Genomic DNA, 19,991 nt, shown 5'->3' with positions numbered 1-19,991 from the left:
TGAAAAACTTGTGAACATTTCAAGTTTTTTTCGCAATGTAACAAAAAAAATTTATTAGTTTCACAACATAAAACATTGATTAATGGTAGAAAACTGCGTTATAATCGAAATTGAAAATCAATATCAATAACAAACTTATACATATAGATGAGAATAAGGGAGAGAAACATATGACTACATATACTTCCATTGCAAATATCATTAAAGAAAGACGTTCGATTCGTACATTTACAGATAGAGAAGTAGAAAAAGAATTATTAATTGAATTATTAAAGGATGCAACGTGGGCACCAAACCATCAGCATCGTGAGCCATGGAAATGTAAATTATATATTGGTGAAGGACGTAAAACATTAGTAGATGCTGTATTAAATTCTTTTACAGAAGAAGAAAGAACAAAACGAGGTAAAATTTTATCCGATCGTTTTCTAAGTACACCAGCTCAAATCATTGTGTATATGGATGAAGATCCACGTCAAATCCAGCGAGATGAAGACTACGCAGCAGTATGTGCATTTATGCAAAACTTTCAGTTACTCGCTTGGGAACGTGGACTAGGCTGTGTTTGGAAATCAGGCGGATTGAATTATAATCCTTTATTTATAGAAGGAATTGGATTAACAAAAGGACAACGCATTGTTGGAATCCTTCATATTGGTTATTTCGATAAGAAGCCAGAAGGAAAAGAGCGCACGCCGATTATGGAGAAGCTTGAAGTTATTGAGGGTTAATAGGAAAGGCATTCTTGTTTGGTACAAGAATGCCTTTTTATTTTAGTTCTCTTTTGTAATTGAATTGTTTTGTAACTGAGGACATTTTTCTTGTAATAGTGCTATAAATGCATCTTCATTTTGAGGTGAAAGTTTTACACTGCTAAAAAACTTCTTTTTAGGATAGTGAATTTCGATACCTTCTAGAGATGCGGATAGGCGAAATCCCATAAGCATATCATTCGTCTTATTGACTCTTATAATATCTTCGTAAGGAATATTACATCGAAAAGGACCGCAACGTGCATAGAGGGTCTTCTCTCTAATTTCATATCGAATATCAAACATGATCCAAAACCAAAAGACATTAAAAACTGCAATAAAGGAAAGAAAAATAATAAAATCAACGGAAGTTAACGTAGGATCTAGCCATAGTGGGAGTGCTAAAAGTAGATTTGGTAATAGGCCTAAGCCAAAAACTATGTATAGAAATCCTCGATCACGGTGAACAGTCCACTTCATATAATCGACTCCTTAGAGCGTAATGCTAAAATTCCATATATCTCAATTATTCTTTCTGCAAATATAAAATCCTGCATAAAATGTAGAGAAGAAAGGTTCTTCTTATTTGTATAGTATTTTTGTTTTGATGTGTTTAGTCTTCATGAAAGCTTGTTTTCCTTCATACACTTTCTTAAGGGAAAGTGTAAGGAGGGAAAATAATGAGAACTAGTGATGATAAAGCACTACAATATGCAATCGCTGAAATTACTGAAATTGCAACTGGATTTGGGCTGGATTTTTATCCGATGCGCTATGAAGTATGCCCAGCGGAAATTATTTATACATTTGGTGCTTATGGCATGCCGACGCGGTTTTCACATTGGAGTTTTGGGAAACAATTCTTCAAAATGAAGCTACATTACGATTTGGGACTTAGTAAAATATATGAGCTTGTCATCAACTCTGACCCATGTTATGCATTTTTACTCGATACAAATGCATTGATTCAAAATAAATTGATTGTAGCACACGTATTAGCACACTGCGATTTCTTTAAAAATAATATCCGCTTCTCAAATACAAAGCGCGATATGGTTGAAAGTATGGCAGCGACAGCAGAACGAATTAAAGCATATGAACATAAATATGGAAAAGAAGAGGTAGAAACGTTTTTAGATGCTGTTTTGGCCATTCAAGAACATATTGATCCATCGCTTATGCGGCCGAAGCTAGCTTGGAGCATAGATGACTTAGAAGAGGAAGAAGTAGAAAAGAAACGAGTTTCACAGTATGATGATTTGTGGAATTTAGATGATAGAAATAAAAAACGAGAACGACCAAATATGCGGAAGAAAAAGAAAATCCCGCCGCAGCCAGAGAAAGATTTGCTGCTCTTTATTGAAGAATATAGTAGGGAGCTAGATGAGTGGCAACGCGATATCTTAACAATGATGCGAGAAGAAATGTTGTATTTCTGGCCGCAACTAGAAACGAAAATCATGAACGAAGGCTGGGCTTCGTACTGGCATCAACGTATCCTTCGCGAAATGGACTTAACATCTGATGAGGCAATTGAATTTGCGAAGCTTAACGCTGGGGTAGTTCAACCATCAAAAACAAGCATTAACCCATACTACCTTGGCATTAAAATGTTCGAAGATATTGAAGAACGTTATAATAATCCAACTGAAGAAATGAAACGTCGTGGTGTAAAACCTGGATCAGGCCGTGAAAAAATCTTTGAAGTGCGAGAAATTGAATGGGATGTATCCTTCTTAAGGAATTACTTAAATAAAGAATTGGTTATGAGAGAAGATATGTACTTATTCCAGCGCCAAGGAAAAGAGTATAAGGTAATTGATAAAGAGTGGGAACATGTTCGTGATCAGCTTGTTAATATGAGAACAAATGGCGGATTTCCATATTTAGTGGTGGAAGATGGGGATTATTTGAAAAATGGGGAATTATATATTAAGCATTGTTATGAAGGAATTGAGCTTGATTTAAAATACTTAGAGAAAGTACTGCCGTACATTCATCAGTTATGGGGAAGAACGGTGCATATGGAATCTAATGTTGAGAATAAAGGTGTTGTCTTCTCATATGATGGGAAGATGGTGCATCGGAAATACGTGTAAAGCCGCTGGGATCAGCGGCTTTTTTTGAATTGGTAATTTAATGAAAAAATCAAATTTATATGTAATAATATTGTTGTCTGTTTAGATGGGGCTTTTTTATTTAAAGGGGAGTTTAGCGGAGTGAGATATAAAAATTACATAGATGACTGGAGAGGTTCAAATGAGTAAAGTAGGGGTATGTAAGGTGGATATTACACCTCCTTTAGGTATTGATTTTATTGGATATCATAGGGAAACGGGAATTAGTAATATTGAAGAACGCATTTATGCAACAATATATGTGTTTGAAAATAATCAAACAAAGGCGGTATTTATTAGCATTGATAATATAGGAATGCTAATAGAAGATACAATAATCATTCGAGAACAAGTAGCAAATGAGCTGAATGTTTCATTTGAAAACATAACGGTTGTTTATACTCATACCCATTCTGGTCCCGAAACAGTCGGCAATGATAGTTTAGTAAAGTCTTATAAAACGATTTTAATCACTAATGTAATTAAAGGATCCGTTATTGCGAATGATAATATGCAATTATCAGAGGTGGGGTGGAATGTAACTACGGGTGAAATAGGAGTAAATCGAAGAGAAAGAACATCTGACGGAAAAGTAAAGATGGGTATAAACATAAATGGTGTTGTAGATAAACGAATTGGCGTTTTAGCAATTAGAAACGATAAAACAAAGAACTTAACGGGAATCATTGTCTTTTGCACTGCACATCCTAACGTATTAAAGTCAGATAGTGATAGGTTATCAGCAGATTACCCAGGCGTGACAAGGGAGATTCTTGAACGGACGCTTAACTGCCCTGTAGCAATTGTCCAAGGGGCAGCTGGAAACATTAATGCAAAATATCGTGGTTCAGAGGATGCATTAAAGCAAATGGCTTACATATTGAGTGGAAACGTCCTAACCATGTTGCCAACAATTACTTATAACCCCATTTCGAAGTTGAAAATTATTTCAACTACACTACAAATGAAATTAAAGGAAATTCCTGAACCTGAAGAGATAAAAAGAATGGCACTACTAGCTGAAAAGCAGTGGGGGGTTAATACTGATGACTGGCTTAAAGTCGTTGTAGCTAAGCATAAAGAAAATATTAAACAGTTAACAATTGATTTGGAAATTCAATTGTTTCGGATCAATGATGGATCATTTTCTGGAATACCGATGGAACCTTTCTCAGAAACAGCTCTAGCTATTAAAGAAAATCTAAACAATGAACTAGCTTTTTTTGGTGGATATACGAATGGCTATCTTGGTTATTTACCAACAAAAGAGGAATATACATATGGAGGATATGAAGTGGAATTGAATCCTGTAGTGTATGGACCAACTACAAACTTATTAATGCCACCAGAAGAAAATACTGCTGAGTTGATTGTGAACAGAATTATGGAGCTATACAATAAATAAAATAACTTGGGGCTGTAGTGGAATAAAAAAGAGTCTAGTAGCAATAGTAGGAGCTTAGAAATAATCTGAGCTCTTGTTCTATATTTTACTTAAAATAAATGATGTTATTTCAAACGAATTTGCGAAGCTAAAAGCAAGCGTAGTATGATTTTATGATAGAAATATGTGTGAAGTCGCTGGGAAACCAGTGGCTTTTTTCATACCAAGCTTGTTTCAATTTTGCGAACAAGTATAAAGTTTGAGCTTTATATATTGTCATTATATTTTTTTGTGTTTATTATATACCTATACGGGTATATGTAATTTAATGTCCTGTATATTTATATGTAGTAAGTAAAAAGAAGAAAAGTTAAATGAAAATAATCGTGGAGGTTATGAAAAGATGAGCAAAAAAATTGTTGTAGTCGGTGGAGTTGCAGGAGGAGCATCAGTAGCAGCACGTCTTCGTCGTTTAAGTGAAGAGGATGAAATTATTATGTTCGAGCGAGGCGAATATATTTCGTTTGCAAACTGTGGGTTACCATATTACATTGGTGGTGTGATTCAAGAGAGACAGAGGTTGTTAGTGCAAACTGTTGAAAAGATGTCAAAGCGATTTCATTTAGATATTCGTGTTTTAAGTGAAGTGATAAAAATTAATAAGGAAGAAAAAACAATTGTTGTGAAAAATGTAATGACAAATGAAACATACGAAGAGTCTTATGATATTTTAATTCTTTCACCAGGATCTAAACCAATTGTACCGCCTATTCCAGGAATTGAAACAGCAAAAACGTTGTTTACATTACGAAATGTACCAGATACAGATCGCATTAAAGGGTATATTGATGAGAAGAAACCACGTCATGCTACTGTTATTGGGGGAGGATTTATTGGTGTTGAAATGGCAGAAAACTTGAGAGAAAAAGGAATTGATGTGACGCTTGTTGAGATGGCAAATCAAGTAATGCCGCCAATTGATTATGAAATGGCAGCATATGTACACGAACATATGAAAAAGCATGGTGTTCAGCTCATTTTAGAAGATGGAGTAGATACTTTTGAAGAAGGCGGAGCAGTCGTACGCTTAAAAAGTGGTTCGAAAATCAATACTGATATGGTAATTCTGTCTATCGGTGTCCAGCCAGAGAGTAGCTTGGCAAAAGAAGCAGGACTAGAACTTGGAGTACGCGGGACAATTAAAGTAAATGAAAAACTACAAACGTCTGATTCATCTATTTATGCCATTGGTGATGCGATTGAAGTAAAAGATTTTGTAACAGAAACAGAGACAATGATTCCATTAGCATGGCCAGCAAATCGGCAAGGTCGTCTATTAGCGGATATCATTCATGGGCATACAGAGTCTGTATACAAAGGGACGATGGGAACATCAATTGCAAAAGTATTTGAATTAACGGTTGCTTCAACAGGAGTAAATGAAAAGGTATTGCAGCGTTTAAATATACCCTATGAGGTAGTGCATGTACAGGCGAATTCTCATGCGGGTTATTATCCAAATGCATATCCAATTTTATTAAAATTGCTTTTTAATAAAGAATCAGGAGAAATCTATGGTGCACAAGCTGTTGGGCGTGACGGTGTAGATAAACGAATTGATGTAATTGCGACGGCAATGAAAGCTAAGCTAAAGGTAATGGATTTACCAGATTTAGAATTAGCATACGCACCGCCGTATTCTTCTGCAAAAGACCCAGTAAACATGGTGGGGTATGTTGCAAGTAATATGATTGAAGGGCTTGTAGATACAGTGCAGTGGCATGAAATTAATCATATTGCCCAAAAAGGTGGATATTTAATTGATGTTCGTGAACCAAATGAATTGAAACAAGGGATGATTAAGGGATCAGTTAATATTCCATTAGATGAATTACGTGAAAGATTGGATGAAATTCCAGTAAATGAAGAAATATATATTACATGCCAGCTAGGTATGAGAGGCTATGTTGCTGCACGTATGTTAATGGAAAAAGGATATAAGGTGAAGAATGTAGATGGTGGTTTTAAATTGTATGCAACTGCTTTACCAAACTGCATTGTATATTAATATATTAGGGGCTGTGGCTAATAATATAAGGTAATATAGTAGGAATTAATTTTAAATATAAAAATATGGCTTTACAAAATACCCTGAAGGGTATATGATGAGGTTGTAAATTCAAGTAAGAATTTTACTACAATCTGGTGCAGTAGACATTTTTTTTAGATAAAGCATGTCTATTAAAGTATTGAGGTGATAGCACGTTGGAATATAATCAAGATATTAAAAATAGGTTGAAGCGAATTGAAGGACAAATTCGCGGTGTACTTCGAATGATTGAAGAAGAAAAAGATTGTAAAGAGGTTATTACACAATTAACAGCATCTCGCTCTGCTATGGATCGCACAATTGGATTAATTGTAGGAACGAACTTGGAAAACTGTTTGCGAGAACAATTTGAAAAAGGCGATACATCAAATGAAGATTTAATTAAAGAGGCTGTACAACTGCTTGTGAAAAGCAGATAATCTGTCAAACGAATGTGTTGACAGATTTTAAAAAGCATTTCAACATACCCGTACAGGTATATGTATATTGAGTGATGTAGTGGTAAGCTACTACAGAAAAAGAATAAGAAAAAATTTGAGTAGGGCAGTTAACTTTTAATTTTTTTAACAAAATTTATACCATAGGGGGTAAGGTAGTGGGTGCTATAGGATTACAAGCGAAAGATATTGCTGAGAAAGTTTTATTTGGAGAATTATTTATTTTAGATGTTCGTAATGAAGTGGATTATATGGATTGGAAAATTGAAGGGAAACAAGTTTCTTCTATTAATAAACCATACTTTGATTTGTTAGAAGGCGTAGAAAGCATCTTGGAAGAGTTGCCAAAGGAAAAAGATATTCTTGTTGTATGTGCGAAAGAAGGCTCTTCCAAGTTTGTTGCTGAGCAACTTATAGAGGCTGGTTTGAAAAATGTTTATTATTTAGCTGGTGGTATGAAAGCTTGGAGTGAATATGTGAAGCCGATTAAAGTAGGGGATTTAAAAGATGGTGGCAGCGTGTATCAATTTAACCGTCTTGGAAAAGGATGTTTGTCCTATATGGTTATTTCAAATGGGGAAGCTGTAGTCATTGATTCTATACGAACAATTGAAGCATATGAGGAGTTTGCAAAAGAACAAGGTGCTATGATTACAAACGTTATGGATACACATTTACATGCCGATCATATTTCTGGTGGTCGTAAGTTAGCACAGAAGGTGAAAGGTACGTATTGGTTACCGCCAAAAGATGCTGAAGAAGTTGTTTTTTCTTATGAGCCACTTGTTGAAGGGATTGTCATTCAGGTGGGAGAAACAAAAATTGCTATTGAGACGATCTATTCACCAGGTCATACAATTGGAAGTACATCATTCATTGTAGATGATGTTTATCTTCTATCAGGTGACATTTTATTTGTAGATTCTATTGGTCGTCCGGATCTTGCGGGCAAAGCGGAAGACTGGGTAAGTGATTTGCGTAACACTTTATATAAACGTTATAAAACATTATCTCAAGATTTGATTGTTTTACCAGCGCATTATTCGAAAGTAAGCGAATTGGATGAGCAAGGGCGGGTTCGTGCAAAATTGAAAGATCTATTTAAACGAAATGCAGGATTAAATATTGAAGATGAGTTGGAGTTTCGAAAAACAGTTACAGAAAATTTACCGCCACAGCCGAATGCATATCAAGATATTCGTCAGACGAATATGGGGAAAATCAATCCAAGTGTAGAAGAAGAGCGTGAAATGGAAATTGGTCCAAACCGCTGTGCGGTGCACGATTAATAATAAAAAAATATGTTGGAGGTATAGAATATGAATGCAAAACAAGTATTAGATGTGAAAGGCTTAGCATGCCCAATGCCAATCGTAAGAACAAAAAAAGCTATGGAAGCTTTACAATCTGGAGAAGTGCTAGAGGTTCATTTAACAGATAAAGGTGCAATAAAGGATATTCCAGCTTGGTCAAAAACAGGTGGACACGAAGTACTACAGCATACGGAAGAAAATGGTGTACTGAAGTTCTGGATTAAAAAGGCGTAAAACAAAAAGACCTGCTCTACGGATACGAATTGTATAGAGAAAGATTGGAGGAGATGGTGTATGAGTGCAAATGTAGTATTCAATATTGTTTTAACTATACTTGTTGCTTGGTTTATCATTTCTCGCTTTTTACCGGTTAAAGGAGTTAAAAATATAAACGGGAAAGAACTAAAGACGGAGATGAATAAAAAAATAAACAATTTATTGATGTTCGTACACTTGGTGAATTTAGAGGGAATCATATTCAAGGGTTTCAGAATATCCCATTAAATGAGTTAGCACAAAAAGCGAGTCATTTAGATAAAAACAAAGAAGTAATTGTAATTTGTCAAAGTGGAATGAGAAGTAAACAAGCAACAAAAATGTTAAAAAAATTAGGCTTTCAACATATTACGAATGTCTCAGGTGGTATGAATGCTTGGAATTAAGGAGGAAATGAAAAATGAAAGAAATGACAGCAAAAGAATTAGAAAATAAATTGATGAATCATGAAGTATTACACGTTATTGATGTTCGTGAAGTGGAAGAGGTGATGGAAGGGAAAATTCCGGGAGCTATTCATATTCCACTTGGCCTGTTGGAATTTCGCATGCATGAATTAGATAAAAACAAAGAGTATATTATGGTGTGTCGCTCTGGTGGGAGAAGTTCACGAGCTGTTCAGTTTTTAGAAAGCTATGGTTTTGGAGTTATAAATATGACTGGTGGTATGTTAGATTGGGAAGGTAAAATAGAATAATACGGAGTACACGCAGGGTTCTTTTATAAATAAAGGCTTTTGTATATTTCACAAAATACCCGCATAGGTATATTGAGGTGGGGAGTTAACATGGAGAAAAAGAAAAAAACAACGATTGTTTTGTTTAGTGGAGATTACGATAAGGTGATGGCAGCTTATATTATTGCCAATGGTGCAGCGGCGTATGAGCAAGAGGTGACTATTTTCCATACGTTTTGGGGGTTAAATGCACTTCGAAAAGATGAATATGTAAAAGTAAAGAAAAACTTCTTAGAGAAAATGTTTGGAAAGATGATGCCTCGCGGTGCAAATAAGATGGGATTATCTAAAATGAATTTTGCCGGTATGGGCCCTCAAATGATTAAGCATGTTATGAAAAAGCACAATGCTATGCCGCTTCCAGATTTAATTGGTATGGCAAAAGAGCAAGGTGTTAAGCTTGTAGCTTGTCAAATGACAGTTGATTTATTAGGACTAAAAGAAGAAGAGATTATGGAAGATGTTGAATTCGCTGGTGTGGCAGCTTATCTAGCAGATGCTTCTGATGGGAATGTGAATCTATTTATTTAAAGGTAATTAAAGAATGCCTTCTTTTTAGAAGGGGGAAAAATAAAGATGAGCTTCAGTTTTATGATTGTAATCTTTCTTATTGGTTTTGCTGGTTCATTTATATCAGGAATGGTTGGTATTGGCGGTGCTATTATTAATTATCCGATGATTTTATATATTCCTGTGCTATTAGGGTTTACTGGTTATACGGTACATGAAGTAAGTGGTATTACAGCTATTCAAGTGTTTTTCGCAGCATTTGCAGGTGTATGGGTTTATCGGAAAAGCGGTTATATAAATAAAACATTGGTATTATATATGGGAACGAGTATTTTAGTGGGAAGTTTTGTCGGGAGTCTAGGTTCAAGAGTATTAGATGCAGGGCAAGTTAATATTGTATATGCTATTTTAGCTACGATAGCAGCTATTATGATGTTTATTCCGAAAAAAAATCGCAGCGAGCTTCCTTTAGAAGCATTGACGTATAATAAAGGATTAGCTAGTGTTTTAGCATTTATCGTAGGTACTTCTTCTGGTATTGTTGGAGCAGGTGGTGCATTTCTACTTGTGCCAATTATGCTTGTCATTCTTAAAATCCCTACACATATGACAATTGCAACTTCATTAGCAATTACTTTTATTTCATCTATCGGGATTACAATTGGAAAAGTAACTACAGGACAAGTGGTAGTACTGCCGTCTATAATGATCGCGATTGCAAGTTTAATTGCTTCACCGCTTGGAGCAAGTGTAGGGAAGAGGTTAAATCAAAAAATATTGCAGTGGATATTAGCGATATTGATTGTTTCAACATCTATTAAAATTTGGATGGATATCGCATTGTAATATGATTTTTGGGAAGTGTATTACCAGATATTACTGGATAGATATTTTAAGAAGAAGGCTAGTATAGAAAGAATGTAAGAACGCCACTGGAGAACCAGTGGCGTTCAAGTTATTAAGCCCAAATAAGTTTCATTAATCTTTCATATTCATCATTTGCAGCTTTATATAATAGTCTAGTATGCTCAAATACAAGGGCAGGGTTAAAGTATGGTTCTGTAAATACAAGGGAAGTTGAAATATCAATGGAGTCGCTGTTACTAATTGTGAATTTTGCGAATCTATATGCTGTATTTAGTTCGTTGATTAAATGCAATATTTCGCTTTTCTTAGCTGAATCAGGAACTTGAGCGAGATTGAAGCAATATATATCGACAGTAGGATGTTCGTTATGAAAGGCAGCGATAAGACGAACTTTTGCACCACTCTCTGTTTCTAAGTTTACTGAAAAAAATACAGAGCCATCATTCTCATCTATGTTTTCTTCCATATGTATTTCATTGGATTGTAGATAATCTTTAAAGTCTGAAACGTTATGCTTTACTGCGGCTTTCATATGTTTGTGCCTCCTGTTAATTAGAATATAACTCTACCTTTTATTATAATTTAAAGATATTGAAATTGATAGTTAAAAAAATTAGAATTTTTGTTGTTTTCAAAATTATATTAGGGTGTATAAAAACCCAGCTCTATCTCTATAGAGCTGGGTTTTTTATTAATTTTTATTCGATGTTGTCTCTGTGTCTTCATCGTTATTGTTATTTTTTTGGTTAGTAGAATTTTGACGATTATCGTTATCGTGATTTGTATCTTTTGTTTTCTCATTCGATGATGTTTTGGTCTCTACGTTTTCATCGTTATTGTTACTTTTTTGGTTAGTAGAATTTTGACGATTATCGCTATCGTGATTTGTATCTTTTGTTTTCTCATTCGATGATGTTTTGGTCTTTACGTTTTCATCGTCATTGTTACTTTTTTGGTTAGTAGAATTTTGACGATTATCGTTATCTTGTTTCGTATCTTTTGTTTTCTCAGAGCTTGTTTTTTTCTTGTTCTCTTTATCATCAGAATCAACTTTCTTATACTCAGATAGTCCAAGATGAGTACGAAGTTGTTTTGTTAAATCGTCTAAATCTTTTTCTACTGGTACATAATAATACGTACCACCATCACTTGCACGACCGCATTCTTTATCACCAGCTGACATATAACAATCTTTACCATTAATTTGTAATTTTTCAAGTGAAGAATCTGAACCGTATTTATAGAATGATAACATATCATCGAATGTTAAGTTTGTAACGAATTGTCCATTAATGTGATCAATAATATTTCCAACTTTTGTTACAGAATCAATGTTTGTTAGTTTTTTCAGAATGGCTTCGATAACAAGTTGTTGACGTTGACCACGCATTGCATCACTATCAATATGGCGTGTTCTAGCAAGAGCAAGAGCTTCTTCACCGTTTAATTTTTGAACGCCTTTTTTCAAGTGGATTGCACCTGCATTATCGTTACTATCTTGTTCAGTAAATTCAACAGGAACGTCTACTTCAATACCACCTAAATCATCCACAATTTTTATAAATGATTTAAAGTTGAATTTTACAAAGTAATCAACAGGAACGTGGAGTAAATCTTCTACCGCATCAATACTAGCTTGCGGGCCACCAGCTTTTCCATTTTTAGCCGAACCAAATGCATGTGCATGCGTAATTTTATCCATTTTCTTTTCTATTGGGATATAAGTATATGTGTCTCGTGGAATACTTAAAAGTTTTACAGTTTTACTATCTTTATTAAAAGTTGCAAGTAACATTGCATCTGTTCTTATAGCAGCACCGTATTCTTTGCCACGGACATCGCTTTCATCAACGCCCATGATTAATACAGATACATTGTTAGAAATAGGTTTAACTGCTTTATCACGTAAATCTGATTTATCACCGCGTGCTAAATCGTGGGCGGCATTAAAAACAGCAGAGGATGCTTTATTTACTAAAAACCAAGTATAACCGCCTCCTACTATTAAAAATAATAAGAGAGCACTTAGAATGATTTTTGTTTTTTTCTTTCCTTTTTTCTTATTATTTCGTGTATTTTCTTGCAAAGATGGGTTTTGATCCATTTCATATACTCCTTCATTTGGATTGAAATACGATACTCATATCACCTAATTATAATGAATGTTAGCGAAAAAGAACATTACAAATCATTTACATTTCGCTAAAATCCGATTTATTTCACGAAAAGTCAGATTTTTCCGCCTTTCGTAAAGTGAATTTTAGGAGAATAAGCAATAGAACAATTATAATTTGTCGTATTAGAAATAGAAATACATATTATGAAAAAATAATAAAGAAGTAAGATTTGTTGAAATATGTTCAAGAGGAAGATTATATTACATTCTTCTATAGGCCTTATATAATGAAGTGAAAAAACTGTTTGTTAGGAGTAAAGGAGATAGACATAATAAATCATACATCATTTCGAGCAATTCTTATAAATGAAAAGGAAAAAAATCAATTATAAAGTGATAGAAGACATGGGATTGCCATGTCTTCTACTCGATTAAATCCATTTTGATTTGTTGGCATATAAGTCGCTGCTATGAAAACAAAAGGAGACCTGTACTCGTTTTCTCTCTTTGTTTTCACTCGTCATGGGGCTAAAAAAGACCCTGACCGCTTCTATGCAAGGACGGACGCTCTTTCTCACCAAAAAAGAAAGATTTTATATCAGTTTTTTCAATTTGTATTATAGTGTTTGTTTTAATGCAACTTTTCCTTGTTCCCCTAAAACTCCATCTGCAATATTTACAGCGTGATCACCGATACGCTCTAAATTACTTACCATATCAATAAAGATGATGCTTGCATCACCTGAGCAACTACGTTCATTCAGGCGTAGCACGTGGCGCTTACGTAATACACGTTCCATTTGGTCAATTTTACGTTCTTTCGTAATGACCGTTTGTGCAAGTTCAGTGTCGAAGTTTGTTAAAGCTCCAATTGCATCTTGTAATGTTGAAATTGTTAGTTCAAGCATTTCATTTAGTTCCGCCATTGCTTCATCTGATAGTGTGACACGGTTAGAAATTTGGGAGTCCACAAGTTCTACAACGTTTTCTACATGGTCGCCAACGCGTTCAATATCTCCGACAACAGACGCTAAGACAGAATGTTTTTCGGAATCCATTGGTGAAAGTGGTTTTTCAGAAAGTAGCACTAAATACTCCGTAATTTTTCTATCTAAGTTGTTAATAGCACCCTCTAGTTGAGTTGCCATATCAGCATGTTTCTTTTCTTTTGTATTTAAAAATTGAGTTGCTTCTTTTAGGCCATGTAATGAGAACTCTGCCATACGAATAATCTCTTTTTGTGCCTCTGTTAAGGCGATAGCAGGAGATTGTTCAATAAAGATTGGATTTAAATGCTGCGGTTTAAAGTCAATAGCGGCATCTTCTCCGCGAATAATTTTTGTTACAATCCACGCTAACACTGCAATGAATGGAAACTGAATAATCGCATTCGTTACGTTGAATGTTCCATGCGCAACAGCAATTGTCATTTCTGGATTTAAGTGTAACGATGTTTGGAAATATTGAATTAAGTTTGTAAATGGTACTAATAAAATTGTAAAGATGATGGTACCAACTATGTTAAAGATAACGTGTACTAATGCTGCGCGCCTTGCTGCAATAGAAGTACCAATCGCTGCTAATACAGCGGTAATTGTTGTTCCGATATTATCACCAAACAGTACAGGTAGAGCAGCTTTTAAATCGATTGCACCTTGGCCGAATAATTCTTGTAAGATTCCAATTGTTGCACTTGAGCTTTGTACAATTAATGTAAAAATTGTACCTACGATAACTCCTAGGACTGGGCTGTTACTCATACTAACAGTTAATTCTTGGAATGATTCTAAAGAGCGTAGTGGCTTCATACCTGTGCTCATTAATTCTAAACCGAAGAATAACATACCAAATCCGAATACGACTTGTCCAAGAGATTGTACTTTTTTATTTTTAAAGAAGAATAGTAAGATTGCTCCAACTGCCATAATTGGAAGAGCATATTCTCCGATTTTAATTCCGATAATAAATGCTGTAACGGTCGTACCAATGTTAGCACCCATAATAACACCAATTGCTTGTCTTAGTGTCATAAATCCAGCACTTACAAGTCCAACTGTTAAAGCGGTTGTTCCTGAGCTAGATTGAATCAGTACGGTAACTAACATACCTGCTAGTACGCCCATAAGTGGGTTAGTTGTAAAACGATCGAGAATGTCACGTAGGCGATCACCAGCTGCTTGTTGCAGACCGTCCCCCATGTACTTAATCCCAAATAAGAAAATACCTAATCCACCAATAAACTGGAAGATCATGTCTTGAACATTAAATTCCACGCATTTCACTCCTTAAAATTTCATGTACGGTGTAATTATTAACTAAAATTTGAGGTGGTGTAAATGATATCAATGTAAACTTTACATTAAATTTACAAAGGGATAAAAAGTTTACATTTATTTAAAGAAACCCCTGGATTTAATTGGTTTTAATGCGTTATATAGGGTTGTATTGTAAAGAAATAACATTTGATTTGGAAGTCCTTTGTATACTTTTTGTTTAACGTAAAAAAATATGCGAAGTAAATAGTGTCTTAGAACTATATAATATGAGAGGATAATATATATCCAAATAAAGAGGATATAATCAAATTCAGAATTAAGTATAGGCGTGGAGAAAATAATGAAATATGCATCTACTGTGTTAATAATAATATTCATTTTATGCGGAGCTATTGTTACGTTTGATAATAATGGTGTTGGGACTTTTACATTTACAAATATAAGAAGTAATGTATTGCAAAAGGCAAACATTCAATTAGCTGGAAATAAAGTGTTGTTAACAACTAAAATAGTTGCTTCTGGAGAGTATGAATCTGAGACTTATTTTGGAGACAATGTAACAACAAATTTAAAGTATCATCGAGATAGATAAGGGTTAGAAAAAAGCTGCTGGGTTATCCAGCAGCTTTTTCATTCTTTTTATCCATCTGTTTTTGTTTTCGTACATTTGTAATGTAAATAAAGAGAAACGCGATAAGTAATACAGAAGAATAACGATATACAGTTGCATAGTCTGTAAAGTGTGCGATGAATCCGAAAATAATGGCTCCTGCCCCAATGCCGAGGTCAAATGCCGAGAAGAATGTTGCGGTAGCAACGCCGCGGCGATGCGGAGCTACACGGTCAATCATCCATGCTTGTAAGGCCGGCTGAATAGCGCCGAATCCACTTCCGTAACAGCTTGCTGCAATGATTAAACTTGGTATTGTTGTTGTATACGATAACAGAATAATTCCTGTAAATGTTAAGATAACACCGGGAATAATAACAAATGCATGGCCTTTTACATCGTATAGTCTTCCTGAGAAGGGACGTGTTACAGCGATGGCAAGGGCGTTAAATAAGAAGAAAAGGCTAATATCAGCGATACCGACTTGCGTAGCAAATAACGTGATAAAGCTTCCAATTCCTCCGTACATTAATGTAATACACAATATTAATAATGAAGGAAGTAAAGCTTTTCTTTCGATAAATCCATCTAAAAACGTTTCGTGTGTTTGTTGAATTGGTTTCTCAGTAGTTTGAATTTTGAGTAGCTTTGTTAATATTAATGAAACGACTGTGCAAGATAGTGCACATAAAAAAAGAATCGTAAAGTTATAAGTTTGCATAAGCCAGAGTCCGATAAGAGGACCAAGTGCCATAGCGATCGTTCCAGAGAGACCGAAATATCCCATACCTTCACCACGGCGGGCTGCAGGAATTAAATAGGAGACTACAGTTCCATATGTTGTGGTTGTAATACCAAAACCAGCTCCGTGTAAAATGCGAACAGCAAGAAGGAGGAAGATAGTAGAGGCAAATAGGTAGCTGCCCATCGCTAGTAGGCAAATTGCAGTACCAGTCATTAAAATTAGCTTTTTACTAAATTTTTGTAGTGCATTTCCAGTGAGCGGCCGAATAATTAAAGCTGCCACAGTAAACATTCCAACAACAAATCCGATGTTTGAACTCGTGCCACCAATTTCTTTCACGTAAACAGGTAATGTTGGAATTAACATTTGAAAGCCTAAAAACATACATAAGTTTGCTAAAATGAGCGCAATAAATTCTTTTGTCCATAATGGTTCTCGTTTTACGAGTGCTGCTTCTCCCATATATTCATCCCCTAAATATTTTTCTCTGTTCTTTCGAGTATATGTAGAGGTCAATGTAACAGTCAAGAAAGGTGAACTAAAATGATGTAACAATTTTTTGGGAGAAAAAATTTACAAATTCGTGTAAATGATACACAAATGCTCTTAAAAAAGGTAAAGTATAGATGTATAGTCTGCTAGTTGTTAAGATTGATAGAGATGTTTTTTCTGAAAAGAAAGCAGATTCAAACGGATAGTAAAGTAGAAGGGGATTTCTACTACTTTATTATATATGTTTGAAAGGGTTTACAAAATGATGATGAAGAAAGAGGCGTATATGCATGAGACGACTAGGTATTTCTATTTATCCAGAACATTCTACAGTAGAGAAAGATAAGGAATATTTAACATTAGCACATCAATATGGTTTTACACGTGTATTCACATGTTTATTATCAGTGGATGGAGAAAAAGAGAACATTGTTAAAGAATTTAAGGAAACGATTTCGCATGCGAATGAATTAGGTTTCCAAGTACTCGTTGATATTAGTCCAGCTGTTTTTGAACAACTTGGTATTTCTTATAACGACCTTTCATTCTTCCATGAATTAGGTGCATATGGTATTCGTCTAGATGTTGGTTTTTCAGGATTAGAAGAATCCATTATGACATATAACCCATATGGATTAAAAATTGAGATTAATATGAGTAACGGTACGAAATATGTTGATAATATTATGAGTCATCGCCCGAACTGTGAAAATTTAATTGGTTGTCATAATTTTTACCCACATCGTTATTCTGGTATTTCTTATGATCATTTTATGAAATGCTCAAAACAATTTAAAGATTACGGCATGAGAACTGCTGCCTTTATTACATCATTTGATGCGACATATGGTCCATGGCCGGTAACTGAAGGATTATGTACAATCGAACAACATCGTGAATTGCCAATGACAACGCAGGCGAAACATTTATTTGCAACAGAATTGATTGATGATGTAATCATTGCGAATGCATATGCATCAGAAGAAGAATTAAAGGCGCTCGGAGAAGTAAATAAAGAAAAGCAAACGTTTGATGTAGAAATTTATGAAACAACAACTGATTTAGAAAGAAAAATTGTATTAGAAGAACCACATTTCTACCGCGGGGATGTATCTGAATATATGATTCGTTCAACACAAAGCCGTGTGAAATATAAAAAAGAAGAGTTTAAACCTCATAATACAAGACCAATTAGACGCGGAGACCTTCTTATTGATAACGAACAATATGGTCAATATAAAGGAGAATTGCAGATTGCCTTAAAAGATATGGTGAACACAGGAAAAACAAACGTAGTTGGCCGTGTTGTGGACAAAGAAATCTTCTTATTAGATTATTTACAAGCTTGGGATAAGTTTAGATTTGTGTTAACAAAATAATATGTTTATGTAAGAATCCATCATGAATATGGTGGCTTCTTTGATGTGAAAAAAATAGAGGAATTAAAATGGATAAATGATACAATATAGGGGAGTTTTAGTTAGAGATGGAGGGCGAAAAATGCAGGTAGAATATACGTTAACAGAACAAGATTTTATTGCATTTAATCTACATTATGCAAGGCATTCTAAAATGGTAAAGCGCTCTTTAGTTCTTCAGCATTATATTGTAGCTATTATTCTGTTTGCTGTTCCACTTAGTGTTTTTTTATTTGGACCACCAGATTATAAATCGATGGATTTACCTTTTATTTTTTTACTAGCAGGGGTTATATGGATCGTGTTTTATCCTAAGTGTTTCTATAAACTTATTGAGAGAAATATTAAGAAAATGCTTCGGGAAGGAAGCTATGACAATTTAATAGGTAAGCACAATGTACAAATAACGGATGAGGGGATTATTGAAACAAATAATGGTGGAGAGACAAAGCTAAATTGGAAAGGAATCGAGAAGGTAGAAGAAAATGAGGCATACATTTTTATTTATGTTAGCTCGATGAGTGCAAATATTGTTCCTAAACATGCCTTTGCTCACGAGAATAGTAAGAGTAAGTTTATGAGAAGATTGAGAGCTGGTATGGAATCTTCAATAATATAAAAAAGGTTGCCTTATGATGGGCAACCTTTTTCTATTATTCATATCGTAAACATTCAATCGGATCAAGTTTCGCAGCTTTATTAGCTGGCAGTAACCCGAATAGAATACCGATTAACATAGATAATGCTACTGAAATTAAACCTAATTTTACGGAAACAACAAGTGGCCATCCAGCGAATATTGCAACGATCCAAGCGAAGAAAATACCGAGCACAAATCCAATGAATCCGCCCAATGCTGTTAAGATACAAGATTCAATGAGAAACTGCATCAATACTTTCCCGCGCGTTGCACCAAGTGCTTTACGGATACCAATTTCACGCGTACGTTCTGTTACTGATACAAGCATGATATTCATAACACCAATACCACCAACTAAAAGTGAAATTGCTGCAATACCACCGAATACACTTTTTAATATGCCTGTGAAGCTATCAATCTCTTTTAAAGCGTCTTGTGGATTTGGTACTTTGAATTTCCCAGTATGCTCTGGTTTTTTCGCATCATTTAATGATTTTACAACTGCATCTTGCACAGCTTGCTTATCTTGACCTGGAGCAATTTTTACTGTTAAGCCGTCATAATTATTTTTCCCAAATAGAACAGGCCAGTTTTCAGCAGAGATAGCACCTTCTTTAAACTCCATGCCACCCATCATTGCTTTGATAGAATATACACCCACTACTTTATAAGGAGTACCTTTTATATCAACATATAAACCTTCCTCCCAAGAAGGGAACAATTTATCAAATGCATCTTTGTGTAATACGATTGTATGTTCAGGTTTATCTAAATCAGTGGCAGTGAACAACCTGCCGTGCTCAAGTTTGAAGCGAGATGTATCTTCAAAGTAATCGCCTTTTACACCAGTTATATCAATATCTAATTCTTTTTTTCCGGCATATACTTTCTCTTTTCCTCTAACATCAGGATATATATCTTGAACACCAGAAATTTTTGAGACATTGTCATACATGCTTGCAGATATTTTTCCATCCATATCAGAATAATCTTCTGTTGTATAGTTTACTGAAAATTGATCTTTCTTTTCTTTACCAATTTGTTCACGGAACTTGGCATTTGTTCCATCCCCAATAGAGATGATTGTAATAATGGCGCTAACCCCAATAATAATCCCCAACATCGTTAAAATAGAACGCATTTTATGAGCGAAGATAGAGGAAAGGGCCATGCGTATATTTTCGTTTGTGTT

Annotated in this window: 19 protein-coding genes and 1 pseudogene; 14 read left to right on the top strand and 6 right to left on the bottom strand. The window is 34.8% G+C overall.

The window, feature by feature from the left end; all coding sequences use genetic code 11:
• Positions 1-170: 170 nt before the first annotated feature.
• Positions 171-731 carry a nitroreductase family protein gene (locus MHH71_RS11980; RefSeq protein WP_033798644.1) on the top strand — a complete coding sequence of 187 codons (561 nt, stop codon included), beginning with the start codon at positions 171-173 and terminating at the stop codon, positions 729-731.
• Between the two features lie 42 nt (positions 732-773).
• Here MHH71_RS11980 and MHH71_RS11975 read toward each other — a convergent pair whose 3' ends face one another.
• Complete coding sequence (locus tag MHH71_RS11975) at positions 774-1,232, bottom strand: PH domain-containing protein (RefSeq protein WP_006093612.1); 459 nt, start codon at positions 1,230-1,232, stop codon at positions 774-776.
• A 200-nt stretch (positions 1,233-1,432) separates the two neighbouring features.
• On the opposite strand from MHH71_RS11975, the gene spoVR reads away from it, so the two are divergent.
• From spoVR to MHH71_RS11925, 10 genes and pseudogenes are all read left to right on the top strand, one after another.
• On the top strand, positions 1,433-2,851 hold the full coding sequence (spoVR, locus tag MHH71_RS11970) for a stage V sporulation protein SpoVR (RefSeq protein WP_006093613.1): 1,419 nt from the start codon (positions 1,433-1,435) through the stop codon (positions 2,849-2,851).
• A gap of 160 nt (positions 2,852-3,011) precedes the next feature.
• Positions 3,012-4,274 carry a neutral/alkaline non-lysosomal ceramidase N-terminal domain-containing protein gene (locus tag MHH71_RS11965; protein ID WP_018782364.1) on the top strand — a complete coding sequence of 421 codons (1,263 nt, stop codon included), beginning with the start codon at positions 3,012-3,014 and terminating at the stop codon, positions 4,272-4,274.
• A 382-nt stretch (positions 4,275-4,656) separates the two neighbouring features.
• Positions 4,657-6,321: a CoA-disulfide reductase gene (gene cdr, locus MHH71_RS11960; protein WP_006093615.1), complete on the top strand. Its 1,665-nt coding sequence runs from the start codon at positions 4,657-4,659 to the stop codon at positions 6,319-6,321.
• Positions 6,322-6,518: 197 nt separating this feature from the next.
• On the top strand, positions 6,519-6,782 hold the full coding sequence (locus MHH71_RS11955) for a metal-sensitive transcriptional regulator (protein ID WP_003195373.1): 264 nt from the start codon (positions 6,519-6,521) through the stop codon (positions 6,780-6,782).
• 176 nt (positions 6,783-6,958) lie between these two features.
• Positions 6,959-8,089, top strand: a complete 1,131-nt coding sequence (locus MHH71_RS11950; RefSeq protein ID WP_006093616.1) for an MBL fold metallo-hydrolase — start codon at positions 6,959-6,961, stop codon at positions 8,087-8,089.
• 30 nt (positions 8,090-8,119) lie between these two features.
• Complete coding sequence (locus tag MHH71_RS11945; RefSeq protein WP_003195379.1) at positions 8,120-8,347, top strand: sulfurtransferase TusA family protein; 228 nt, start codon at positions 8,120-8,122, stop codon at positions 8,345-8,347.
• 60 nt (positions 8,348-8,407) lie between these two features.
• Positions 8,408-8,775: pseudogene (locus tag MHH71_RS11940) on the top strand (rhodanese-like domain-containing protein).
• Positions 8,776-8,789: 14 nt separating this feature from the next.
• Positions 8,790-9,086: a rhodanese-like domain-containing protein gene (locus MHH71_RS11935; protein ID WP_006093617.1), complete on the top strand. Its 297-nt coding sequence runs from the start codon at positions 8,790-8,792 to the stop codon at positions 9,084-9,086.
• 90 nt (positions 9,087-9,176) lie between these two features.
• On the top strand, positions 9,177-9,656 hold the full coding sequence (locus MHH71_RS11930) for a DsrE/DsrF/DrsH-like family protein (RefSeq protein WP_006093618.1): 480 nt from the start codon (positions 9,177-9,179) through the stop codon (positions 9,654-9,656).
• 45 nt (positions 9,657-9,701) lie between these two features.
• Positions 9,702-10,481 carry a sulfite exporter TauE/SafE family protein gene (locus tag MHH71_RS11925; RefSeq protein ID WP_033798645.1) on the top strand — a complete coding sequence of 260 codons (780 nt, stop codon included), beginning with the start codon at positions 9,702-9,704 and terminating at the stop codon, positions 10,479-10,481.
• 112 nt (positions 10,482-10,593) lie between these two features.
• Here the strand turns inward: MHH71_RS11925 and MHH71_RS11920 are convergent, their stop codons facing one another.
• From MHH71_RS11920 to MHH71_RS11910, 3 genes are all read right to left on the bottom strand, one after another.
• Positions 10,594-11,034, bottom strand: a complete 441-nt coding sequence (locus MHH71_RS11920) for a hypothetical protein (RefSeq protein WP_033798646.1) — start codon at positions 11,032-11,034, stop codon at positions 10,594-10,596.
• Positions 11,035-11,193: 159 nt separating this feature from the next.
• Positions 11,194-12,606 (bottom strand): LCP family protein, encoded by a 1,413-nt coding sequence (locus MHH71_RS11915; protein ID WP_003195393.1) that lies wholly within the window; start codon positions 12,604-12,606, stop codon positions 11,194-11,196.
• Between the two features lie 629 nt (positions 12,607-13,235).
• Positions 13,236-14,891 carry a Na/Pi cotransporter family protein gene (locus MHH71_RS11910; RefSeq protein ID WP_033798647.1) on the bottom strand — a complete coding sequence of 552 codons (1,656 nt, stop codon included), beginning with the start codon at positions 14,889-14,891 and terminating at the stop codon, positions 13,236-13,238.
• Between the two features lie 343 nt (positions 14,892-15,234).
• Here MHH71_RS11910 and MHH71_RS11905 point away from each other — a divergent pair, with 343 nt between their 5' ends.
• Positions 15,235-15,486, top strand: a complete 252-nt coding sequence (locus MHH71_RS11905) for a hypothetical protein (protein WP_033798648.1) — start codon at positions 15,235-15,237, stop codon at positions 15,484-15,486.
• A 22-nt stretch (positions 15,487-15,508) separates the two neighbouring features.
• On the opposite strand, the gene MHH71_RS11900 is transcribed toward MHH71_RS11905, so the two are convergent.
• Positions 15,509-16,711, bottom strand: coding sequence for an MFS transporter (locus MHH71_RS11900; RefSeq protein WP_006093623.1), 1,203 nt, complete (start codon positions 16,709-16,711; stop codon positions 15,509-15,511).
• Between the two features lie 320 nt (positions 16,712-17,031).
• Here MHH71_RS11900 and MHH71_RS11895 point away from each other — a divergent pair, with 320 nt between their 5' ends.
• Together MHH71_RS11895 and MHH71_RS11890 are read left to right on the top strand one after the other, a co-directional pair.
• Positions 17,032-18,120 (top strand): DUF871 domain-containing protein, encoded by a 1,089-nt coding sequence (locus MHH71_RS11895; RefSeq protein ID WP_006093624.1) that lies wholly within the window; start codon positions 17,032-17,034, stop codon positions 18,118-18,120.
• A gap of 121 nt (positions 18,121-18,241) precedes the next feature.
• Positions 18,242-18,778, top strand: a complete 537-nt coding sequence (locus MHH71_RS11890; protein WP_006093625.1) for a YcxB family protein — start codon at positions 18,242-18,244, stop codon at positions 18,776-18,778.
• 34 nt (positions 18,779-18,812) lie between these two features.
• Here the strand turns inward: MHH71_RS11890 and MHH71_RS11885 are convergent, their stop codons facing one another.
• The gene (locus tag MHH71_RS11885) at positions 18,813-19,970 is read right to left on the bottom strand and encodes an ABC transporter permease (RefSeq protein WP_006093626.1); all 1,158 of its coding nucleotides are present in this window, start codon (positions 19,968-19,970) and stop codon (positions 18,813-18,815) included.
• Positions 19,971-19,991 lie beyond the last annotated feature (21 nt).

The sequence above is a fragment of the Bacillus sp. FSL H8-0534 genome (genome assembly GCF_038005885.1).
GTDB lineage: Bacteria > Bacillota > Bacilli > Bacillales > Bacillaceae_G > Bacillus_A > Bacillus_A pseudomycoides.
Note: the sequence above shows the minus strand (reverse complement) of the source record. Positions and strands in the feature narration are given on the sequence as shown.

Excerpts from the sequence above, each read along its gene's own strand:
- MHH71_RS11980 (WP_033798644.1), top strand. The coding sequence starts at position 171 with ATGACTACATATACTTCCATTGCAAATATCATTAAAGAAAGACGTTCG.
- MHH71_RS11975 (WP_006093612.1), bottom strand. The coding sequence starts at position 1,232 with ATGAAGTGGACTGTTCACCGTGATCGAGGATTTCTATACATAGTTTTT.
- spoVR (WP_006093613.1), top strand. The coding sequence starts at position 1,433 with ATGAGAACTAGTGATGATAAAGCACTACAATATGCAATCGCTGAAATT.
- MHH71_RS11965 (WP_018782364.1), top strand. The coding sequence starts at position 3,012 with ATGAGTAAAGTAGGGGTATGTAAGGTGGATATTACACCTCCTTTAGGT.
- cdr (WP_006093615.1), top strand. The coding sequence starts at position 4,657 with ATGAGCAAAAAAATTGTTGTAGTCGGTGGAGTTGCAGGAGGAGCATCA.
- MHH71_RS11945 (WP_003195379.1), top strand. The coding sequence starts at position 8,120 with ATGAATGCAAAACAAGTATTAGATGTGAAAGGCTTAGCATGCCCAATG.
- MHH71_RS11935 (WP_006093617.1), top strand. The coding sequence starts at position 8,790 with ATGAAAGAAATGACAGCAAAAGAATTAGAAAATAAATTGATGAATCAT.
- MHH71_RS11930 (WP_006093618.1), top strand. The coding sequence starts at position 9,177 with ATGGAGAAAAAGAAAAAAACAACGATTGTTTTGTTTAGTGGAGATTAC.
- MHH71_RS11925 (WP_033798645.1), top strand. The coding sequence starts at position 9,702 with ATGAGCTTCAGTTTTATGATTGTAATCTTTCTTATTGGTTTTGCTGGT.
- MHH71_RS11920 (WP_033798646.1), bottom strand. The coding sequence starts at position 11,034 with ATGAAAGCCGCAGTAAAGCATAACGTTTCAGACTTTAAAGATTATCTA.
- MHH71_RS11915 (WP_003195393.1), bottom strand. The coding sequence starts at position 12,606 with ATGGATCAAAACCCATCTTTGCAAGAAAATACACGAAATAATAAGAAA.
- MHH71_RS11905 (WP_033798648.1), top strand. The coding sequence starts at position 15,235 with ATGAAATATGCATCTACTGTGTTAATAATAATATTCATTTTATGCGGA.
- MHH71_RS11900 (WP_006093623.1), bottom strand. The coding sequence starts at position 16,711 with ATGGGAGAAGCAGCACTCGTAAAACGAGAACCATTATGGACAAAAGAA.
- MHH71_RS11895 (WP_006093624.1), top strand. The coding sequence starts at position 17,032 with ATGAGACGACTAGGTATTTCTATTTATCCAGAACATTCTACAGTAGAG.
- MHH71_RS11890 (WP_006093625.1), top strand. The coding sequence starts at position 18,242 with ATGCAGGTAGAATATACGTTAACAGAACAAGATTTTATTGCATTTAAT.
- MHH71_RS11885 (WP_006093626.1), bottom strand. The coding sequence starts at position 19,970 with ATGGCCCTTTCCTCTATCTTCGCTCATAAAATGCGTTCTATTTTAACG.